This is a genomic window from Mycobacterium sp. OAS707 (genome assembly GCF_014873705.1).
GTDB lineage: Bacteria > Actinomycetota > Actinomycetes > Mycobacteriales > Mycobacteriaceae > Mycobacterium.
Genome location: NZ_JADBDS010000002.1, coordinates 1,399,923 through 1,418,358 on the forward strand (window position 1 = coordinate 1,399,923; position 18,436 = coordinate 1,418,358).

Here is an 18,436-nt window from a genome sequence, read left to right on the forward strand (position 1 = left end):
GGCGGCATCTTATCCGCAAATGCGTTCGTAAGACCTAGTTTGATCCGCAAATGCGGATCTAGGCCTTGGCGAGTTGCTTCTGCTCGTACAGCCGAGCCCACTCCTTGCGCGGCCGGATCGACACGTCCACGTCGGCACCTTTGGCGCGCAACGCTGCGACGTTCGCCTCCTCGCGCGGCGTGCGCGCGAACGGATCCCAACTGAAGAAGCGGCAGGCGTTCTGCCACGTGATCTTGTCGATGTCGTTGTCATCGGCGCCGGCGGCGTTGAGTTCGGCCAGCACCTGCTCGGGCGCGTCGGGCCAGAAGCAGTCGGAGTGCGGGTAGTCGCACTCCCACGCGATGATGTCGATGCCGATCTCGTGGCGCAGCTTCAGCGACGTCTTGTCGGTGACATAGCAGGCCAGCGAGTGCTCGCGGAACACGTCGCTGGGCAGCTTGTCGCCGAAGTCGCGACGCAGCCACTTCTGGTTGGTGTAGTGCCGGTCGCTGCGGTCCAGATAGAACGGGATCCAGCCGATGCCGCCCTCGGAGAACGCGAACTTCAAGTCGGGATAGCTGCGCATTGCGGGGCCCCACAACAGATCCTGCGCACACATCGCCGAAATCTGGGTTGCGAGAATGATCATGTTGTCGATCGGGGCGTTGGGCGCCATGCTGATCGCCCCGAAGCCGGTGCCGATGTGCAGACACATCACCACGTTCTCTTCCGACAATGTCCGGAACACTGGGCCCCAGTACTCGTCGTCGTGGTAGCTCGGAAGGCCTTCCAGGTGCGGCAGTTCCGGCATCGTGACGGCGCGGCAGCCCTTGGCGGCGACGCGGCGGATCTCGGCGCACATCGCTTCGGGATTCCACGTCGGCAGCACGGCGATCGGAATGAAGCGATCCGGGTAGCTGCCCGCCCATTCGTCGATGTGCCAGTCGTTGTAGGCCGACACCATCACCAGCGTGACCTCCTCGCGGTGCATGTTGAGGTGCCGGGCGGAGAAACCGGTGAAGGTCGGGAAGCACATCGAGGCGAGGATGCCGTTGCGGTTCATATCGCGAACGCGCTCGTGGACGTCGTACACACCGGGCCGCATCTCGGCGAAGCCGGCGGGGTCACGACCCCACTCCTCCGGAGGCCACGACACGACAGCATTGAGGCCGCTGACGCCTTGAGGTCGGCCCTGATACATCCATTGATCGACGCCCTTGTCGTCGGTGACGACGACCGGCGCCTCGGCCTTGTACTTGGCAGGCACGTGGTTGAGGAACATGTCGGGCGGTTCCACCACGTGGTCGTCGATGCTCACCAGGATCAGGTCGTCGGTCTGCATAGCTTCAAGTAGTACCGTCTAGCGGTGTGACCGTCTCTGCGCTTTCGGACAAGGTTTTAGCCGAATCGGCCAGTGGGCTCGACCTTTCCCACCACCCCACCCGCCGGGTCATCGAGTTGCGCCGCGGCGGGTGGGCCCTTGGCGGCAGTTACCTCTACGAGGGCGACGCGCTGATCACCGGTTGGCACTCGCACGAGGTGCATCAGATCGAGTACGCGATCGGCGGGGTCGTCGAGGTCGAGACGGCCTCGGCGCACTACCTGCTGCCTCCGCAGCAGGCGGCGTGGATTCCGGCCGGACTGGAGCACCAGGCCACGATGAACCCGGATGTCCGGACCGTCGCGGTGATGTTCGACCGCGAGTTGGTCAGCGATGGCGGGGACCGCGCGCGCATCCTCGCGGTGTCACCATTGATCCGGGAAATGATGATCTACGGGCTGCGGTGGCCGATCGACCGCCCACAGGGCGACACCGTTTCCGACGCGTTCTTTCAGACGCTGGCGAACTTGGTCGTCGAGGCACTCGATCATGAGGCGCCGCTGAGCCTGCCGACGTCCGACAACCCGATCGTGGCGGCGGCCATGGCGTACACGAAGGAGAATCTGGATTCGGTGACGGCGGCCGACGTCGGGCGCGCGGTGTCGGTGTCGGAACGGACCCTACGGCGCCTGTTTCAAGACACACTCGGATTGCCTTGGCGGACATACCTATTACATGCCAGGATGCTGCGGGCGATGGCCCTGCTGGCGGGGCCGGGGCAGTCGGTGCAGGAGACGTCGTCGGCCGTCGGCTTCGAGAGCCTGAGCGCATTCACCCGCGCATTCACGCAGTTCTGCGGGGAGACACCAACCACGTACCGGAAAAGGGTTGGGTTTCAACAGCGGCCGTAGCGGGCAATCTCTGCGCCATGAGCGAGGAGGGGATGGCCGAGGCCATCGCGACAACCGGGCTGTTTCTGAACGTCATCGCGGTGATCGCGGTTGCGGTCTGTCTGGCGAGCTGGGGGGCATCACATGTGGCGACGGCAGCCGTCGCGGGGGCGGTGGCCCTGGTCAGCTTCGGCGCCAGCATCGCATGCTTTCGCGCCCAGGCTGACGACGCGGAAGAGGTTGCCGTCAGCTGAGGGGCCGAAAAAGCCCGTCGCGCAACAACATGTTGACCGACTGCTGCCAACGTTCTAGTTGAGTCGGTGCGGTGAGCGGCTCGGGAAGCTGCCGCTCGATATGCCCGCGCATGATCATGGTGCCCAGCGCGAGCACAAGCGAGTTGAGAGCGCCCCACGTCACGTCGACTTCGGGACGCGTTTCGCCCCGCTCGGCTCGTTGGTTCCACCGGGCGATGCCGAACGCCGTGAGGGTGTCGAAGATCGCCGCACCCAGGGGGCTGCCGTCGATGAGCGCGCGGCCGACGTAGTCTGCGATCTCCGGATGATCGGCGACGATTCGGGTGACGCGGCTGCCCATCTCGGCGATCGAGTCGGCCGGCGGCGGCGGAATCGGTTGGGAGATGGTCGATATGACGACTCCCATGACGTGGTCGTCGACCGCTTGGATGAGGCCGGCCTTGTTGATGAAGTGGTGCTGGACCAGGCCGACGGAAACCCCTGCGGCTTCGGCGACGGTGCGCAAGGACGTCGACGAGGTCCCGTAGGTACCGAAGGTTTTCAGCGCCGCGTTGCGGATGCGCTCGATGCTCGAGCGGTCCTCCGCGGTAACCCCGCCAAGCTCCGACAACACAGAGTTCATTCATACACCTATGTGATATGCCCGCTCATTCGGCGCGGTCGACAATATGGCTGTACCGCTCATACAATATAGGCATATTGTCCGTTTACGTGCGACTTTGGAAGGCAAACTCGGTGCTAGACGTCTTGTGTGCGCGCGATCCAGACCGATGGACGACGGTCGCCGACGAGGGCGCCAAGGAGTTGTGCCGGGCATGTCCACGACGCTGGCAATGCGCTCAGGACGCGTGTGAGACGCCGGGCGCACAGGGGGTGTGGGCCGGCGTCCTCATCCCCCCGGCGGGACGCGGACGACGGTTCGCGCTGAAGCAATTGCGGTCTTTGGCGGAGCAGAACGGATATCCAGTCCGGAAAGCGGGCTGACCGGTCTCTCTGAGGCATGTGCCGTCCGCGGACTGTCGTCAATTGTTGACAGCTCCTGGAAGAACACATCTCCAGAGATGGTGCGCGAGGGGGGACTCGAACCCCCACGTCCGAAGACACGGGTACCTAAAACCCGGGCGTCTGCCAATTCCGCCACTCGCGCGTGAGCGTCCCAAGAGTAGCGCGGTACCGTTGAACGGTGTCCACTACACGGCGTAGGAGACCAGCGCTGATCGCGTTGGTCGTCGTCGCCGCCGCTGGTTGCCTGGCCCTGGCTTGGTGGCAGTGGACCCGCTTCGAGTCGGCCTCTGGCACATTTCAGAACCTCGGCTACGCCCTGCAATGGCCGCTGTTCGCCGGGTTCTGCTTTTATGCCTATTACAAGTTCGTCCGCTACGAGGACGCGCCACCCGAGCCGCGAAAGCACGACACCGTGACCGAGATCCCATCCGGACTCCTGCCCGAAAGACCCAAGGCCGCAACGCCTTCCGACGACAACGACCCCACCCTCCGCGAGTACAACGCCTACCTTGCCGAGCTCGCCGACAAAGACAAGGAAAGAAAGACACCATGACCGAAGCCCCCACGCCGACCACGGTCGAGTCAATCCGCAAGGCGCTGTTGGCATACCGCGTCATGGCCTGGACAACCGGCGTTTGGCTCATCGCCTTGTGCTACGAGATCTACATCCGCTACGTGGTCAAAGTCGACAATCCCCCGACCTGGATCGGCGTCGTGCACGGCTGGGTGTACTTCATCTATCTGATCGCCACCGCGAATCTCGCGGTCAAGGTGCGCTGGCCGATCGCCAAGACCATCGGAGTGCTGCTGGCAGGCACCATCCCGCTTGTCGGCATCATCGTCGAAAACATTCAGACACGAAACATCAAGTCGCAGTTCGGGTTCTAAAGGCACCGACACCGCATCGGTACACTCGATGCAGTGTCAGCCAACCCCGGGGTGTGCTGTAACCGCACCCCGACGAGCGGTGTGACAGCGGCCACTTCCCCATCCCGTGTTCCCGCTCTGACGGGCCTGCGCGCCGTCGCGGCGCTGCTCGTCGTCGGCACTCACGCCGCCTTCGCAACCGGCAAGCTCACCCACGGCTACGTCGGAGCCGTCTATGCCCACCTCGAAGTCGGCGTCGCGATCTTCTTCGTCCTCACCGGGTTCCTGTTGTTCCGGCCATGGGTGCGCGCGGCAGCGGCAGGCTCAGCGCCACCCGACCTGACCCGATACGCGCGGCACCGGTTCCGCCGCATCCTGCCCGGCTACGTGCTGACAGTGTTGACGGTCTTCGCGCTGTACACCGTTTTCACTCCCGGTCCCAACCCGGGACAGACGTGGTACGGCTTGCTGCGTTATCTCACGTTCACGCAGATCTACACCGACGACTACCTCATCACGCTGTTGCACACGGGCCTGTCGCAGACGTGGAGCCTGGCCGTGGAGGTTTCCTTCTACGCGGTGCTCCCCGGTCTTGCCCACCTGCTGCTGCGCTGCGGTTGGCGACCGTGGCGCACCCTGGCCGCCCTCGCGGCGCTCGCCGCGATCACACCGCTCTGGCTCCTGGTCACCGACGCCGAATTCCTGCCGAACTCCGCCGGGATGTGGCTGCCCGCCCACCTCGCATGGTTCGTGGGCGGCATGGCGTTGGCCGTTCTCGAAGTTGCCGGTGCCCACTGCAGACCCAACGCGGCGATCAGCCTTGCGGTCGTTCTCTACCTCGCCGTCTCGACGATGGACACCGCATCCGCTCCGGTAGTCAAGGCGCTGGCATACGCCGCCATCGCGACGCTCGTGGTGGCACCGATAGCACTCAACGAGTCGGGTTGGTACACAAAGCTTCTGAGCACGCGACCGATGGTGTGGCTGGGCGAGATCTCCTACGAAATCTTCCTGTTGCACGTGCCGATCATGGCGGTGACAACATATTTGGTATTGCGGTGGCCGTTGTTCACCGGCTCACTGCCAGGCCTTATTGCCGCGACGTTGGCCCTGACGATTCCGGCAGCATGGATGCTGCACCGGTACACCGTCAGGCGGACGCCAACTGTCGCAGCGCCGGAAGCATTGCCGACAGTGCGCGGCCCCGGTGTGACACCGAGTCCTTCTCCTCGGCACTGAGTTCCGCCGCGGTGCGATACCAGCCCTGCGGCAGGAAAACCGGGTCGTAGCCGAAGCCATTCGCGCCGCGTGGCTCGCGCGCAATGTCGCCGGGCCACCGCCCGCGCACCACGAGCTCCCGCGACTCGGACACCAACGCGCACGCCGATACGAACGCCGCTCCTCGCCGGGAGTCCGGCACGTCGGCCAGCTGGGCCAGTAGCAGTGCGGTGTTGGCCGCGTCATCGCCGTGCCGCCCCGACCACCGCGCCGACAACACGCCGGGCATCCCGTTCAACGCATCGACTTCCAGCCCCGAATCGTCTGCGACCGACGGCAGCCCCGAAGCGCGGAACGCGTCGCGCGCCTTGGCCAATGCGTTCTCCTCGAACGTCGCGCCCGTCTCGGGAGCCTCGTCGAACGGCGCGACGTCCTCCAACGACAGGAGCGTCAGCGCGACTCCGGCGCTGTCGAGCACGCGTCGCAGTTCGGCCAGCTTCTTGTGGTTGCGGCTGGCAACCAGGAGTTCGGTCAGCTTCCGAACGCCTTCTTCGTCGGCTCCGCAGACTCGGGCAACACACCGGGATACGGCAACTCCAACGCCTCGCGCTGAATCGCGAACAACTGCTCACACGCCACCATGGCCGCGTCGAGCATCTTGTCCAACGTCGTGCGCGGGAACGTCGCGCCCTCGCCTGTGCCCTGGATCTCGACCAGCGTCCCGGTGTCCGTCGCGACGACGTTCATGTCGACCTCGGCCCGCGAGTCCTCGGAGTACGGCAGGTCCACCCGGACGCGCCCGTCGACGACGCCGACACTCACAGCGGCGATCGCGCACGACAGCGGCCGCGGATCCGACAGCCGGCCCGCCGCGCCCAGGTACGTCACCGCATCGGCCAGCGCCACGTATGCACCGGTGATCGCCGCGGTTCGGGTGCCGCCGTCGGCCTGCAATACGTCGCAGTCGAGTGCGATCGTGTTCTCGCCGAGCGCCGCCAGGTCGATGCACGCCCGCAACGACCGGCCGACCAGCCGGCTGATCTCCTGCGTGCGCCCGCCGACGCGGCCCTTTACCGACTCCCGGTCCGATCGCTCGTGGGTGGCCGCGGGCAGCATCGCGTACTCGGCCGTCAACCAGCCAAGGCCGGAGCCCTTGCGCCAGCGCGGCACGCCCTCGGTCACGCTCGCCGTGCACATCACCCTGGTCTGACCGAACTCCACCAAGACCGATCCGGCGGGGTGCGAGGTGAAACCACGGGTGATGCGGACCGGACGAAGCTCGTCGTCGAGTCGGCCGTCTTCTCGTCTGGACACGGGCCAACCCTAACCGGTCGGCCCGACTGCAATCAGGAGCGAGTGACGTCGAACGCCTCGTTGCACACCACCGCGTGCACGGGCCCGTCGAACTCCGCCTTCGCCTCGCTGATGACGTCCTCGCGCGACGTCCACGGCGGAATGTGGGTCAGCAACAGCTCGCGGACGCCGGCCTGCTTGGCGGCGCGGCCCGCCTCGGTGCCCGACAGATGCAACTTCGGCGGGCGCGACGCATCGTGCGTCCACGACGCCTCGCACAGGAACACATCGGCGTCGCGAGCCAGGTCGATCAGCTGATCGCAATAGCCGGTGTCGCCGCTGTAAACGAGCGTCGCGCCAGAGGGGTCACTGATGCGCAGTCCGTAGGACTCCGTCGGATGGCACACCAACTTGGGCACGATCGAAAGCGAGCCGATCTGCACCGCTTCGTTGTCGACCCAATGCCGGATGTCGAAGATGTCTGAGAAGTCGTCGATCTCGCCGCCCTCGGGCGAGGACGCCGCACCGAGTCGAGCCCACGTGTTGGCCGGGCCGTACATCAGGCCGCGCTCGGCGGCGGGCGTCGGGTGATAGCGCCGCCAAACGAAAAGGCCGGGCAGGTCCAGGCAGTGGTCGGCATGCAGGTGCGACAGCAATACGTGCACCGCGTTGGGATCGGCGTGGCGCTGCAGGGCGCCGAGCACGCCGCCGCCGAAATCGATCACCATAGGCGGGGTGTCAGGGGCGGTCAGAAGGTACCCCGAGGCTGGCGAATCTGGCCCGACAACACTGCCGGAGCAACCGAGTACGGTGATTCGCACGCTCACTAGCTTGCCATGCCCGCTATCCGCTTGACGAAAACATCGCCCGTTTACGCGACACAAATCATCTTTGAGCCGCAACGTGACGCTGAACAGGCCGAACGCCATCCAGCGTCGGACCGAGGAATCTCGCCGCAAGTGTGGTGAAGGCCTCAGGATCACCGGTGGACTCGAACAGCCGGCGTGCCTGCGGCGCGTCATGCGGGCGCAGCAAATCAAGCTCGGTGAGCACTCTCAGCAAGTCCTTGGCAGTCTCTTCCGCACTGGACACCAGCGTGACCTGATCGCCCATCGCCAACTGGATCAGCCCGGACAGCATCGGGTAGTGCGTGCAGCCAAGCACCAACGTGTCGACCTCGGCGCGCTGCAGCGGCTCCAGGTACCCCTCCGCCAGGCCCAACACCTGCCGTCCGCTGGTCACCCCGCGCTCGACGAAGTCGACGAACCGCGGGCACGCCACGCCGATCACCTCGGTGTCGCGGGCCGCTGCGAACGCGTCCTGATACGCACGGGACGCGATCGTCGCCTCGGTTCCGATCACTCCGATGCGGCCGTTGCGCGTCGCGGCCACGGCCCGTCGGACGGCAGGCAGGATCACCTCGACCACCGGGACGGGCGCATACCGTTCGCGCGCATCGCGCAGCATCGCCGAGGACGCGGTGTTGCACGCGATCACGAGAGCCTTGACGCCCCGCGCGACGAGGTCGTCGCCGATCGCCAGCGCGTGCGCACGGATCTCCGGAATGGTCAGCGGGCCGTACGGGCCGTTCGCGGTGTCGCCGACGTAGATGATGTCCTCGTCGGGCAACTGGTCGATGATCGCGCGCGCAACGGTGAGGCCGCCGACGCCGGAATCGAATATCCCGACGGGCGCCAACTGTGCGCTCACGACGTCAGATATGGGTTGGCCGCTTTGCGCTTGCGTTGCTCGCGCGACTTACGTTCGGGGCCGGACAGCAGATACGCGGCGAGCACGCCGGCAACCGCTCCGCAGAAGTGCCCCTGCCATGACACCCCTGGCGTGCCGGGCAGCACGCCGAGCAGCACGCTGCCGTAGACGAGCAGCACGATGACGCCGACCACGATCTCCCACACCTTGCGGGTGAAGAAGCCGAACACGATCAGGAACGCCAGCCAGCCGAAGATCAGGCCCGACGCCCCGATGTGGTTGGTTTCGCATTGCACCCCGACGTATGGGCAATGTGCGCCGATATTGCCGATCAGCCACGTGCCGAAACCGCCGAGGACCCAAATGATCACGGTCGCGTAGACGAAGCGGGACATCCCCGCGAGTGTCATCAGGAAGCCGAGGATCAGCGCCGGAATGGTGTTGGCGATCAAGTGATCCCAGTTCGAATGCAGCAGCGGCGCGAAGAGGATTCCGAGGAGGCCGTCGCTCTCCAGTGGCCGGATGCCGTTGTCGTCCAGGCGATGATTCGACAGTGAATCGAACAGCTCGATGATCCACAGCAGCGCCACAAATGTGACGATCGTGACCCCACCAACGAGCCAGGCCGGCCGCTTCTTCGGCTGCGGCTGAGTCGGCGTGTATCCCGGGCCTACGCCCATAGCTGCCCTTCCAATGCGTCCTCGGCATCATCCAGGCTACCGGCGTACGCACCGGTCGACAGGTACTTCCAGCCGGCGTCGGCCACGACGAACGCGATATCAGCGCGTTCACCGGCCTTGACCGCCTTGGCGGCCATCCCGAGGGCGGCATGCAGCACGGCACCGGTGGAGATTCCGGCGAAGATGCCTTCGACCTGAACCAGCTCACGCGTGCGCTTGACCGCGTCGTAGGACCCGACGGAGTAGCGGGTGGTCAGCACGTCGGGGTCGTACAACTCGGGGATGAAACCCTCGTCGATGTTTCGCAGCGCGTAAACACCCTCGCCGTAACGGGGTTCGGCGGCGACGATCTGCACGCCGGGCACCTGCTCGCGCAGATACCGCCCTGTCCCCATCAACGTGCCGGTGGTCCCGAGGCCCGCAACGAAATGTGTGATCTCGGGCAGGTCGGCCAGCAGCTCGGGCCCGGTGCCCTCGTAATGGGCCAGCGTGTTGGATTCGTTGCCGTACTGGTACAGCATTACCCACGAAGGATTCTGGGCCGCAAGCTCTTTCGCGTGTGCAACCGCGGTGTTCGACCCGCCCTCGGCCGGGGAGTAGATGATTTTGGCGCCGTAGAGCTCGAGCAGTTGACGACGCTCGATCGACGTGTTCTCCGGCATCACGCAGATCATCTGATAGCCCTTGAGCAGCGCGGCCATCGCGAGCGAGATGCCGGTGTTGCCGCTCGTCGGCTCCAGGATCGTCGCACCGGGTGACAGCACCCCGCTGCGTTCGGCGTCCTCGATCATCCGCAGGGCGGGCCGATCCTTGATGGACCCGGTCGGGTTGCGGTCCTCGAGCTTGGCCCACAACCGCACATGCGGTTGGTCATTCCACTTCGGCGAAAGCCGTTGCAGCCCAACCAGAGGCGTGTCGCCGAGCGCCTGCAGCAGCGAGTCGTAGCGCGTCAACCTAGCCGCCTGCGACGGCGGGCAGGATGGTCACCGAGTCGCCGTCGGAGATCTCGGTGTCCAGCCCGCCGGAGAACCGCACATCCTCGTCGTTGACGTAGATGTTCACGAAGCGGTGCAGCTTGCCGTTATCGACAAGGCGCTCGGAGATGCCCGAGTAGTTCGACTCCAGGTCGCTGATGACCGCCTGCAGCGTGGCGCCGGTTGCCGAGACTCGCTTCTCGCCGCCGGTATGGGTGCGCAGGATGGTCGGGATCGACACGGTTACAGACATGGGGTCAAACCTTTCTAGTACTGCTCAACGATTTTGACGGGTTCTTCGGTGACGACGCCGTCGACGATGCGATAGCTGCGCAGCTCGTGATCGTCGGGATCGCGCGTCGACACCAGCACGTAATGGGCGTCGGGCTCGGACGCGTAGGAGATGTCGGTGCGGCTCGGGTAGGCCTCGGTGGCGGTGTGCGAGTGATAGATGACGACCGGCACCTCGTCGGCCTCGTCCATCGAGCGCCACACCTTGAGTTGTTCCATCGAGTCGAACCGGTAGAACGTCGGCGACCGCTCGGCGTTGACCATCGCGATGAACCGCTCGGGACGATCGGCCCCCTGCGGGCCCGCGATCACCCCGCACGCCTCGTCGGGATGGTCGGCGCGCGCATGCGCGACCATGGCGTCGACCAGGTCGGCGCGGATCACCAACACGGTTGTTTCCCTCTCATTCGAACGCTCCGGGCAACATGTCCCGGTACGACGGTATTCCGGCGACCGACTCGGCGGCCAATACGCCCACCACCACCGCGCGGGCCAGGCAGTCGGCGGCGGCGGAGCCGACATCGGTGATCAGCGGCGTCTCGGGTGACATCGACGCCGGTGTCAGCGGGTCCGGCGGTATCTCGATGGCCCCGGTGGCCAGCGCGAATACCGTATCGCCATCCAGTGGGGTGTGGCATGGGCGGATGGTGCGGGACAGGCCGCTGTGGGCCGCGACCGCCACTCGCCGGCATCCCGCCGGGCTCAACGCGGCGTCTGTGGCCACCACCGCGATCGTGGTGTTGAGCGGGCTGAACTCGGCCCGTCTGGCGGCGTATGCCGCGATCTGCTCGGCAGGCGGTGAAACAAGGCCGAACTCCTCGATCTGATAGGCCAGCCAGGGCAGTCCCGTATCGGTATCGACCACGTCACCCGCGGCGTTGACCACGACGATCGCGCCGACCGTGACCCCCGAATCCAGCCGGATCGAGGCGGTTCCGACGCCACCCTTGAGCACGCCGACGCGTGCGCCGGTGCCCGCGCCCACGGTCCCGACGGCAACCTCGGTGCCAGCGCTGCGGGCGGCGGCATAGCCGAACTCAGCGGTCGGCCGGCACTGCCACCCGCCGACGGGCAGATCGAAGATCACCGCTGCGGGCACGATCGGCACCACACCGGCCTCCATCGCGACGCCGCGGCCCTGCTCCTCGCAGAAGGTCATCACGCCGTCGGCGGCCGCAAGCCCGAACGCACTGCCACCGCTCAACACGATCGCGTCGACATGGCACACCGAGTTCATCGGGTCCAGCAGGTCGGTCTCGCGGGTGCCCGGCGCCCCGCCGCGACCGTCGACCGCGCCGACCGTGCCGGGTGGTGTCAGCACGACCGTGGTGCCGGTGGCCCAGCCACTGCCGATCGAGGCATCGGGGTCGAGACGATGATGCTGGCCGACGAGGATGCCGCTGACATCGGTGATGGAGCTCATTTCTTGCCCATCAGCCCCAGCACGAGGTACTCCTGCAGCACGGTCAGCCATTGATACACGTCGAGGTGTCCGGCCATCGGATGGTCAGTGGGCAACGCATCTGGGCCATTCGGACCGATGTCGAGCATGGTGCCGAGCGCCAATCTCACGTCGTTGACGGCGGCCGCCCAGGCGTGCGCGTCATCCTCGTTGAGTTCGAACTTGCCCCCGCCCGGCGGGCAGGTGTCCAACAACCGTTGCGCCGCTTGACGTTTCGCGTCGATGATTTCCGGCTCATGCAAACTGCGCAGCGCACTGTTGAGGCTCTCCGCGGTGCCAGTGCCTGCCGGATGGTCTCGCTGCGTGCGGTAGAAGTTGGGCAGCAACCGCTTCATCGTTTCGTCTTCCGGCGGCCGCGAATTACCGGTCTTCATGCCCGTGATTTCTTCGAGTTCATCTGAGGGAGCGGATGATTCACGCTCCTCGAGCATTCCGAGCATCGACGTCACCAGGCTGTTGAGAAGTCCGGCCTCGTGCGCGGCAAGCGCGGACCGAAAGCGCGGGCCGTCGGGGGTGTCGACCCGCTTCCACTTACGCACAGCGAGATCAGCGGTCCTGCTGCAGGGTCGCCCACAAACCGGCGGCGTGGAGCTTGGACACGTCGACCTCCATGGATTCCCGGCTGCCTGCGGACACCACGGCCTTGCCTTCGTTGTGCACCTGAAGCATGAGCTTGGTTGCGTGCGGCTCGCTGTAGCCGAACAGCTTCTGGAAGACGTACGTCACGTATGTCATTAGGTTGACGGGGTCGTCCCAGACGATCGTCACCCATGGGGAGTCGGTCGCGTCGACACTCTTGACGTCGCGTTCCTCGCGGGTTCCCGGTCGGGTCTTCGCCGGAGTCGCCATGTTGGTAAGGATACCGAGGCGAACAAACCGATACCGTTGCGGTGTGGCTTCGTCGTTTTCAGCGTTGTTGACCGACAAATACGAGCTCACCATGCTCGCAGCGGCGCTGCACGACGGCAGCGCACACCGTCGCGCCACCTTCGAGATCTTCGCCCGCCGGCTGCCCGAGGGCAGGCGCTACGGCATCGTCGCGGGCACCGCGCGCTTCGTGGAAGCGTTGGCGCACTTCAGATTCGACGACGCCGCTCTGGCATCACTGAAGGGGTTTCTCGATCCTGAAACGCTCGCGTACCTCGCCGACTACCGGTTCGCCGGCGACGTCGACGGCTACGCCGAAGGCGAGCTGTACTTCCCCGGTTCCCCCGTGCTGTCGGTGCACGGCACCTTCGGCGAATGCGTGGTGCTGGAGACGCTGGCGCTGTCGATCTTCAACCACGACACGGCGATCGCGTCCGCTGCTGCACGCATGGTCAGCGCGGCCAAGGAGCGCCCGCTGATCGAGATGGGCTCGCGGCGCACCCACGAGCAGGCGGCCGTCGCCGCGGCGCGCGCCGCCTACATCGCCGGTTTCACGGCGTCGTCGAATCTCGAGGCGCAACGGCGCTACGGCGTGCCCGCGCTCGGCACCAGCGCGCACGCGTTCACGCTGCTGCACACGACTGAAAGCGGCCCGGACGAAAAGGCCGCGTTCAAGGCGCAGGTCGACGCGCTCGGGGTCGGCACCACACTGCTGGTCGACACCTACGACATCACGCAGGGCGTGGCGAACGCCATTGAGGTGGCAGGCACGGAACTCGGCGCGGTGCGCATCGACTCCGGCGACCTCGGCGTGATGGCCCGCCAAGTCCGCGAGCAGCTCGACGGGCTCGGCGCCACCAAGACCCGCATCGTGGTGTCGGGTGATCTCGACGAGTACTCGATCGCTGCGCTGCGCGCGGAGCCCGCCGACATCTTCGGCGTGGGCACCTCGGTGGTCACCGGCTCGGGCGCCCCGACCGCCAGCATGGTCTACAAGCTGGTCGAGGTCGACGGCATGCCCGTCGAGAAGCGCAGCAGCCACAAGGAATCCCACGGCGGCCGTAAGCAGGCGCTGCGGACGTGCAAACCCACGGGCACCATCCTCGAGGAGATCGTCCACCCCTATGGCCACCCGCCGGATGAGTCAGGGCGGGCGCTGACGGTCGACCTCGTGCGCGGCGGTGAACCGGTCGGCGACCTTTCGCTCGACGCGGCCCGGCGTCGGGTGAAGGAAGGCCTGCACAGCCTGCCGTGGGACGGCCTCAAACTGTCTAAAGGAGAACCAGCCATTCCGACCCGGATGATCCCGCCCGCCAGCTAGGAGCAATCACGTCGCACGTCACTGAACTGCTGGGCAAGGCGGTCGCCGCGCTGGGCGGCAGCGAGCGCAGCGGCCAGATCGAGATGGCCGAGGCCGTCGCGCGCGCTTTCGAAAGCGGCGAGCACCTGGCCGTCCAGGCGGGCACAGGAACCGGCAAGTCGCTGGCATACCTGGTGCCCGCGATCGCGCGGGCCATCGAGACCGAGGAGCCGGTCGTGGTTTCGACCGCGACCATCGCGCTGCAGCGCCAACTCGTCGACCGCGACCTGCCGCGACTGGCCGACGCGCTGACCGACACGCTGCCGCGGCGGCCGGAGTTCGCGCTGCTGAAGGGTCGCGGAAACTATTTGTGCCTGAACAAGATTCACAACGGTGCGGCGACGGAACCGGAAGATAGGCCGCAGGAGGAGCTGTTCGAGCCGATGGCCGCCAGCGCCCTTGGCCGCGATGTGCAGCGGCTCATCGCCTGGTCGTGTGATACCGAGACCGGTGACCGCGACGAGCTCACGCCGGGCGTGCCGGACAGGTCGTGGTCGCAAGTGTCCGTCTCGGCACGGGAGTGCATCGGCGTGGCGCGCTGCCCGTTCGGCACCGACTGCTTCGCCGAACGCGCCAGGGACAAGGCCGGCCACGTCGACGTCGTCGTCACCAATCACGCGCTGCTCGCGATCGACGCGATGACCGATGCCGCCGTGCTGCCCGAACATCATCTGCTGGTGGTCGACGAGGCACACGAACTGGCCGACCGCGTCACGGGTGTGGCCACCGGAGAATTGTCGGCCAGCTCCCTCGGCATCGCCCATCGCCGGGTCGGCAGGCTCATCGACCCCGAGCTCGCGGAGCGCCTCGAGGCGACGATCGCGGTGCTGTCGTCGGCGATCCATGACGCCACCCCGGGGCGCATCGATGTCCTCGACGACGAGATGGCCACCTACCTGACCGCGCTGCGCGACGCCGCGAGCAAGGCCCGCTCGGCCATCGACACCGCACCGAGCGATCCGCAGGCAGCCTCCGCACGCGCCGAAGCGGTGACCGCGCTGACCGACATCAGCGATACCGCGACGCGGATCCTTTCGTCGTTCGTCCCGGCGATCCCCGACCGAACGGATGTGGTGTGGCTGGACCATGAGGACAACCGCGGCAGCATTCGCGCGGTGCTGCGGGTTGCGCCGTTGTCGGTCGCAGGATTGTTGCGCGCCAGGCTCTTTGAGCACACGACCGCCGTGCTCACGTCTGCGACACTGACCATCGGCGGCAACTTCGAGGCGATGGCTTCGGCGTGGGGGCTGGCCGGTGAAGACGCGGCCAAGTGGCGCGGCCTCGACGTCGGCTCGCCGTTCGAGCACGCGAAGTCAGGCATCCTCTACGTCGCCGCGCATCTTCCCCCGCCCGGTCGCGACGGCACCGGCTCCGCCGAGCAACTCGAAGAGATCCAGGCGCTCATCACCGCGGCGGGAGGGCGCACGCTTGGGCTGTTCTCGTCGATGCGGGCCGCGAAGGCCGCCGCCGAGATCATGCGGGAGCGGCTGAAGACGCCCGTGTTGTGCCAGGGCGAGGACACCACGTCGGCATTGGTGCAGCGGTTCGCCGATGATCCCGAGACGTCGCTGTTCGGCACGCTGTCGCTGTGGCAGGGCGTCGACGTGCCCGGCCCGTCGCTGTCGCTGGTGCTCATCGACCGCATTCCGTTTCCCCGGCCCGACGACCCGCTGCTGACCGCGCGGCAGCGCGCCGTGGCGGCCCGCGGCGGGAACGGGTTCATGGCCGTGGCCGCCAGCCATGCCGCGCTGCTGTTGGCGCAGGGCGCGGGGCGCCTGCTGCGCCGCATGGACGACCGCGGAGTGGTCGCGGTGCTGGACTCGCGGATGGCTACCGCGCGATACGGCGGCTACCTGCGCGCGTCGCTGCCGCCGTTCTGGGCGACGACGGACTCACGTCGGGTGCGGGAAGCGCTCGAACGTCTGCGCGCAGGCTGACAGCTTTCATTAAGCTGCGTCCATGAGGCGACGCCGCGTAGTTGCTGCCGTGATCGCGACCTGCACGACGCTGCTGATACCCGCGTGCACCACAACCCTTCAGGGCAAAGCGGTCTCGGTGTTCGACGACCCGTTCCACGTGGCGGGGCTGCCTGCCAGCGACGGCCCGACCGGGCTGCGACCCGACGCGCACGGGGACGTGCGCGACGTCGAGGGCACCGACCACGGACAGATGGACAAGCTGGCCGCGAACGCCGTGAGCGACATCGAGGAATACTGGGGCCAGGTGTACGGCGATACCTTCGACGGTCAGTTCAAACCCGTCGAGGCGCTGATCTCGTGGGACGCCAACGGTTTCGAGGGCACCACGTTCTGCGGCGACGACACCTATGGACTCGTCAACGCGGCGTTCTGCTTCGACGACGAAACCATCGGCTGGGACCGCGGCGAGCTGCTGCCGTCGCTGCGAAAGGCGAACGGGGACATGGGCGTCGCGATGGTTCTCGCCCACGAGTACGGCCACGCGATACAACACCAGGCGGGGTTGACCACCAAGAAGACACCGACGCTGGTCTCCGAACAACAGGCCGACTGCTTTGCGGGCGCGTATATGCGCTGGGTGGCCGAGGACAAGTCGCCACGCTTCACGCTGTCGACCGCCGACGGGCTGAACAATGTACTTGCCGCGGTGATCGCGTTCCGCGATCCCCTTCTGGCAGAAGGTGATCCAGAAGCCGGCATCGATGAACACGGTTCTGCGTTCGAGCGACTGTCGGCCTTCCAGTTCGGATTCACCGACGGCCCCTCGGCGTGTGCGGCGATCGACATGCGCGAGATCGGCCAGCGTCGCGGGGATCTGCCTGTGCTGCTGCCGGAGGACCAGACCGGCGAGTTGCCGGTCACCGAGGAATCGGCGCGCTCGATCATCGACGCGATGGGCATCGTATTCTCGCCCGCCGATCCACCCAAGCTCAGCTTCAAGACATCCGACGCCGAAAAGTGTCCGGACGCCAGGCCAAGCCCGCCTGCGTCCTTCTGCCCCGCGACGAACACCATCGTCGTCGACCTGAAGGAGCTGCAGGCGATGGGTACGCAATCCGACAATGCCGACGGCGGCGGTCTTGCGAGCGGCGACAACACCGCCTACTCGGTGCTGGTCTCGCGCTACATGCAGGCGCTGCAGCACGCACACGGTGGCGTACTGCTCGACAACGCCGAGGCAGCGCTGCGCACGGCGTGCCTCACCGGCGTCGCCACCGTGAAGATGTCGAAGACCATCACCACACCCGACGGCAACACCATCGCGCTGACCGCCGGTGACGTCGACGAGGCGGTGTCGGGCATCTTGACCAACGGCCTTGCCGCAAGCGATGTCAACGGCGAATCGGTGCCATCGGGCTTCTCGCGGATCGACGCGTTTCGGGTCGGTGTGCTCGGCGATCAGGACCGCTGCTTCAAGCGCTTCCCCTAATTCACCGCGAGCGACCGCAAAATGCCGTGCAAATGCGGTGTGTCTGCGTGCAAACACGGTCGCTCGCCGAGAACAACTAGACCTTCTTCGTCACGCCGTACCACGCTGAGACCGCGTCGGACTCATCGGTCGAACGGGTCAGGAACGCATACGAGCGAATGAAAGACTCGCCGACGCAGCCGTCGATCTTGATGCGGAATCCGTCAACCATGATCCAGGGGCTGTCGCCCCTGAACTCCTTCTTCGACACCGGGATGGTGTTGATGAGCCCTGGCTTGAGGCCGACGGTGACACCACCGCCGACGTTCGCGCCGACTCCCGGGATGATCCCTTCCGGCAGCGGCGAGATGATGTCGGTTCCAACGACTCCGATCGACGGGTTGAGCCCCACAGTGCCCGTCAGGGACACACCGTTGGACGTACTCATATCGATGCCGCAGCCGATCTGATAACCCACTTCGAGGGTCCCCTGCGCGCCCTCCTCGTCCTCCTCGGGGCCGACCAGTGAGCCGCTGTAGATGCCGCCCACCTCGTACTCGCGGGTCGAGATCGCGGTTGTCAGCGGCGCGGTGACCCTCTGAGTCTCGTCTTTGGCTGACACCGTGAGGGTCCAGCCGTCCGGCGAGTAAGTCGTCTTGGGAGGCGACGACTCGACCCGGCCGTCATCGGGGGGCGCCGCCTCAGGCGCAGGCACTTCGGCGGAAACGGCTTCCGTCTCAGGGTCGGCTGATGCGATCGGAACGACCAACGCGCCGGTCACTACGCACGCAGCCAGTACGGCCATGGGACGAACCAGCACAGCGCAGCCTCCTCGGCCGGAACACATTCCGCCTTGGATCATTACCCCGCAGTTGAGC

The 18,436-nt window shown here is 66.3% G+C and carries 23 protein-coding genes and 1 tRNA gene; 9 read left to right on the top strand and 15 right to left on the bottom strand.

Annotated elements, in window-relative coordinates:
• Positions 1-58: 58 nt before the first annotated feature.
• Entirely contained in the window at positions 59-1,321 is a 1,263-nt protein-coding gene (locus tag GGC64_RS17610; RefSeq protein WP_192723755.1) for an amidohydrolase family protein, read from the bottom strand.
• Positions 1,322-1,347: 26 nt separating this feature from the next.
• Between GGC64_RS17610 and GGC64_RS17615 the strand changes: the two genes are divergently transcribed.
• Positions 1,348-2,211 (top strand): helix-turn-helix transcriptional regulator, encoded by an 864-nt coding sequence (locus GGC64_RS17615; protein WP_192723756.1) that lies wholly within the window; start codon positions 1,348-1,350, stop codon positions 2,209-2,211.
• 17 nt (positions 2,212-2,228) lie between these two features.
• A complete protein-coding gene (locus GGC64_RS17620; RefSeq protein WP_192723757.1) occupies positions 2,229-2,444 on the top strand; it encodes a hypothetical protein in 216 nt (71 codons plus the stop codon).
• Here GGC64_RS17620 and GGC64_RS17625 read toward each other — a convergent pair.
• Positions 2,437-3,066 carry a TetR/AcrR family transcriptional regulator gene (locus GGC64_RS17625; protein WP_192723758.1) on the bottom strand — a complete coding sequence of 210 codons (630 nt, stop codon included), beginning with the start codon at positions 3,064-3,066 and terminating at the stop codon, positions 2,437-2,439. The genes GGC64_RS17620 and GGC64_RS17625 overlap by 8 nt on opposite strands.
• Positions 3,067-3,155: 89 nt before the next feature.
• Here GGC64_RS17625 and GGC64_RS17630 point away from each other — a divergent pair, with 89 nt between their 5' ends.
• Positions 3,156-3,428 carry a WhiB family transcriptional regulator gene (locus GGC64_RS17630; protein WP_370582151.1) on the top strand — a complete coding sequence of 91 codons (273 nt, stop codon included), beginning with the start codon at positions 3,156-3,158 and terminating at the stop codon, positions 3,426-3,428.
• Positions 3,429-3,506: 78 nt separating this feature from the next.
• On the opposite strand, the gene GGC64_RS17635 is transcribed toward GGC64_RS17630, so the two are convergent.
• Positions 3,507-3,591: transfer RNA gene (locus GGC64_RS17635), tRNA-Leu, on the bottom strand.
• Between the two features lie 36 nt (positions 3,592-3,627).
• Between GGC64_RS17635 and GGC64_RS17640 the strand changes: the two genes are divergently transcribed.
• Genes GGC64_RS17640 through GGC64_RS17650 form a run of 3 tightly spaced genes read left to right on the top strand, consistent with a single transcriptional unit; the run spans position 3,628 to position 5,555 of the window.
• Positions 3,628-4,002: a hypothetical protein gene (locus GGC64_RS17640; RefSeq protein WP_192723760.1), complete on the top strand. Its 375-nt coding sequence runs from the start codon at positions 3,628-3,630 to the stop codon at positions 4,000-4,002.
• The gene (locus tag GGC64_RS17645) at positions 3,999-4,337 is read left to right on the top strand and encodes a DUF3817 domain-containing protein (protein WP_192723761.1); all 339 of its coding nucleotides are present in this window, start codon (positions 3,999-4,001) and stop codon (positions 4,335-4,337) included. The genes GGC64_RS17640 and GGC64_RS17645 overlap by 4 nt, the downstream gene beginning before the upstream one ends.
• Positions 4,338-4,370: 33 nt before the next feature.
• On the top strand, positions 4,371-5,555 hold the full coding sequence (locus GGC64_RS17650; RefSeq protein WP_370582152.1) for an acyltransferase family protein: 1,185 nt from the start codon (positions 4,371-4,373) through the stop codon (positions 5,553-5,555).
• Here GGC64_RS17650 and rdgB read toward each other — a convergent pair.
• From rdgB to clpS, 11 genes are read right to left on the bottom strand one after another with little or no spacing between them, the layout of a single operon-like run.
• Positions 5,467-6,069: an RdgB/HAM1 family non-canonical purine NTP pyrophosphatase gene (gene rdgB, locus GGC64_RS17655; protein ID WP_192723935.1), complete on the bottom strand. Its 603-nt coding sequence runs from the start codon at positions 6,067-6,069 to the stop codon at positions 5,467-5,469. The genes GGC64_RS17650 and rdgB overlap by 89 nt on opposite strands.
• The gene (gene rph, locus GGC64_RS17660) at positions 6,066-6,848 is read right to left on the bottom strand and encodes a ribonuclease PH (RefSeq protein WP_192723762.1); all 783 of its coding nucleotides are present in this window, start codon (positions 6,846-6,848) and stop codon (positions 6,066-6,068) included. The genes rdgB and rph overlap by 4 nt, the downstream gene beginning before the upstream one ends.
• A gap of 32 nt (positions 6,849-6,880) precedes the next feature.
• Positions 6,881-7,654 carry a cyclic nucleotide-degrading phosphodiesterase gene (locus GGC64_RS17665; protein WP_192723763.1) on the bottom strand — a complete coding sequence of 258 codons (774 nt, stop codon included), beginning with the start codon at positions 7,652-7,654 and terminating at the stop codon, positions 6,881-6,883.
• Positions 7,655-7,712: 58 nt separating this feature from the next.
• Positions 7,713-8,537 carry a glutamate racemase gene (murI, locus tag GGC64_RS17670; RefSeq protein WP_192723764.1) on the bottom strand — a complete coding sequence of 275 codons (825 nt, stop codon included), beginning with the start codon at positions 8,535-8,537 and terminating at the stop codon, positions 7,713-7,715.
• Positions 8,534-9,217, bottom strand: a complete 684-nt coding sequence (locus GGC64_RS17675) for a rhomboid family intramembrane serine protease (RefSeq protein WP_192723765.1) — start codon at positions 9,215-9,217, stop codon at positions 8,534-8,536. The genes murI and GGC64_RS17675 overlap by 4 nt, the downstream gene beginning before the upstream one ends.
• Positions 9,208-10,170, bottom strand: a complete 963-nt coding sequence (locus GGC64_RS17680) for a cysteine synthase (RefSeq protein ID WP_192723766.1) — start codon at positions 10,168-10,170, stop codon at positions 9,208-9,210. The genes GGC64_RS17675 and GGC64_RS17680 overlap by 10 nt, the downstream gene beginning before the upstream one ends.
• A 1-nt stretch (position 10,171) precedes the next feature.
• Entirely contained in the window at positions 10,172-10,444 is a 273-nt protein-coding gene (locus tag GGC64_RS17685; RefSeq protein WP_192723767.1) for a MoaD/ThiS family protein, read from the bottom strand.
• A gap of 14 nt (positions 10,445-10,458) precedes the next feature.
• Complete coding sequence (locus GGC64_RS17690) at positions 10,459-10,872, bottom strand: M67 family metallopeptidase (RefSeq protein ID WP_192723768.1); 414 nt, start codon at positions 10,870-10,872, stop codon at positions 10,459-10,461.
• 13 nt (positions 10,873-10,885) lie between these two features.
• On the bottom strand, positions 10,886-11,905 hold the full coding sequence (locus GGC64_RS17695) for a P1 family peptidase (protein WP_192723769.1): 1,020 nt from the start codon (positions 11,903-11,905) through the stop codon (positions 10,886-10,888).
• A complete protein-coding gene (locus GGC64_RS17700; protein ID WP_192723770.1) occupies positions 11,902-12,483 on the bottom strand; it encodes a DUF2017 domain-containing protein in 582 nt (193 codons plus the stop codon). The genes GGC64_RS17695 and GGC64_RS17700 overlap by 4 nt, the downstream gene beginning before the upstream one ends.
• Positions 12,484-12,490: 7 nt before the next feature.
• Positions 12,491-12,793, bottom strand: a complete 303-nt coding sequence (gene clpS, locus GGC64_RS17705; RefSeq protein WP_192723771.1) for an ATP-dependent Clp protease adapter ClpS — start codon at positions 12,791-12,793, stop codon at positions 12,491-12,493.
• Between clpS and GGC64_RS17710 the strand changes: the two genes are divergently transcribed.
• Genes GGC64_RS17710 through GGC64_RS17720 form a run of 3 tightly spaced genes read left to right on the top strand, consistent with a single transcriptional unit; the run spans position 12,792 to position 17,579 of the window.
• On the top strand, positions 12,792-14,132 hold the full coding sequence (locus GGC64_RS17710; RefSeq protein WP_192723772.1) for a nicotinate phosphoribosyltransferase: 1,341 nt from the start codon (positions 12,792-12,794) through the stop codon (positions 14,130-14,132). The genes clpS and GGC64_RS17710 overlap by 2 nt on opposite strands.
• 5 nt (positions 14,133-14,137) lie before the next feature.
• Entirely contained in the window at positions 14,138-16,108 is a 1,971-nt protein-coding gene (locus GGC64_RS17715) for an ATP-dependent DNA helicase (RefSeq protein ID WP_192723937.1), read from the top strand.
• A 22-nt stretch (positions 16,109-16,130) separates the two neighbouring features.
• Positions 16,131-17,579, top strand: coding sequence for a neutral zinc metallopeptidase (locus tag GGC64_RS17720; RefSeq protein WP_192723773.1), 1,449 nt, complete (start codon positions 16,131-16,133; stop codon positions 17,577-17,579).
• Between the two features lie 76 nt (positions 17,580-17,655).
• On the opposite strand, the gene GGC64_RS17725 is transcribed toward GGC64_RS17720, so the two are convergent.
• Positions 17,656-18,363: an MspA family porin gene (locus GGC64_RS17725; protein ID WP_192723774.1), complete on the bottom strand. Its 708-nt coding sequence runs from the start codon at positions 18,361-18,363 to the stop codon at positions 17,656-17,658.
• Positions 18,364-18,436 lie beyond the last annotated feature (73 nt).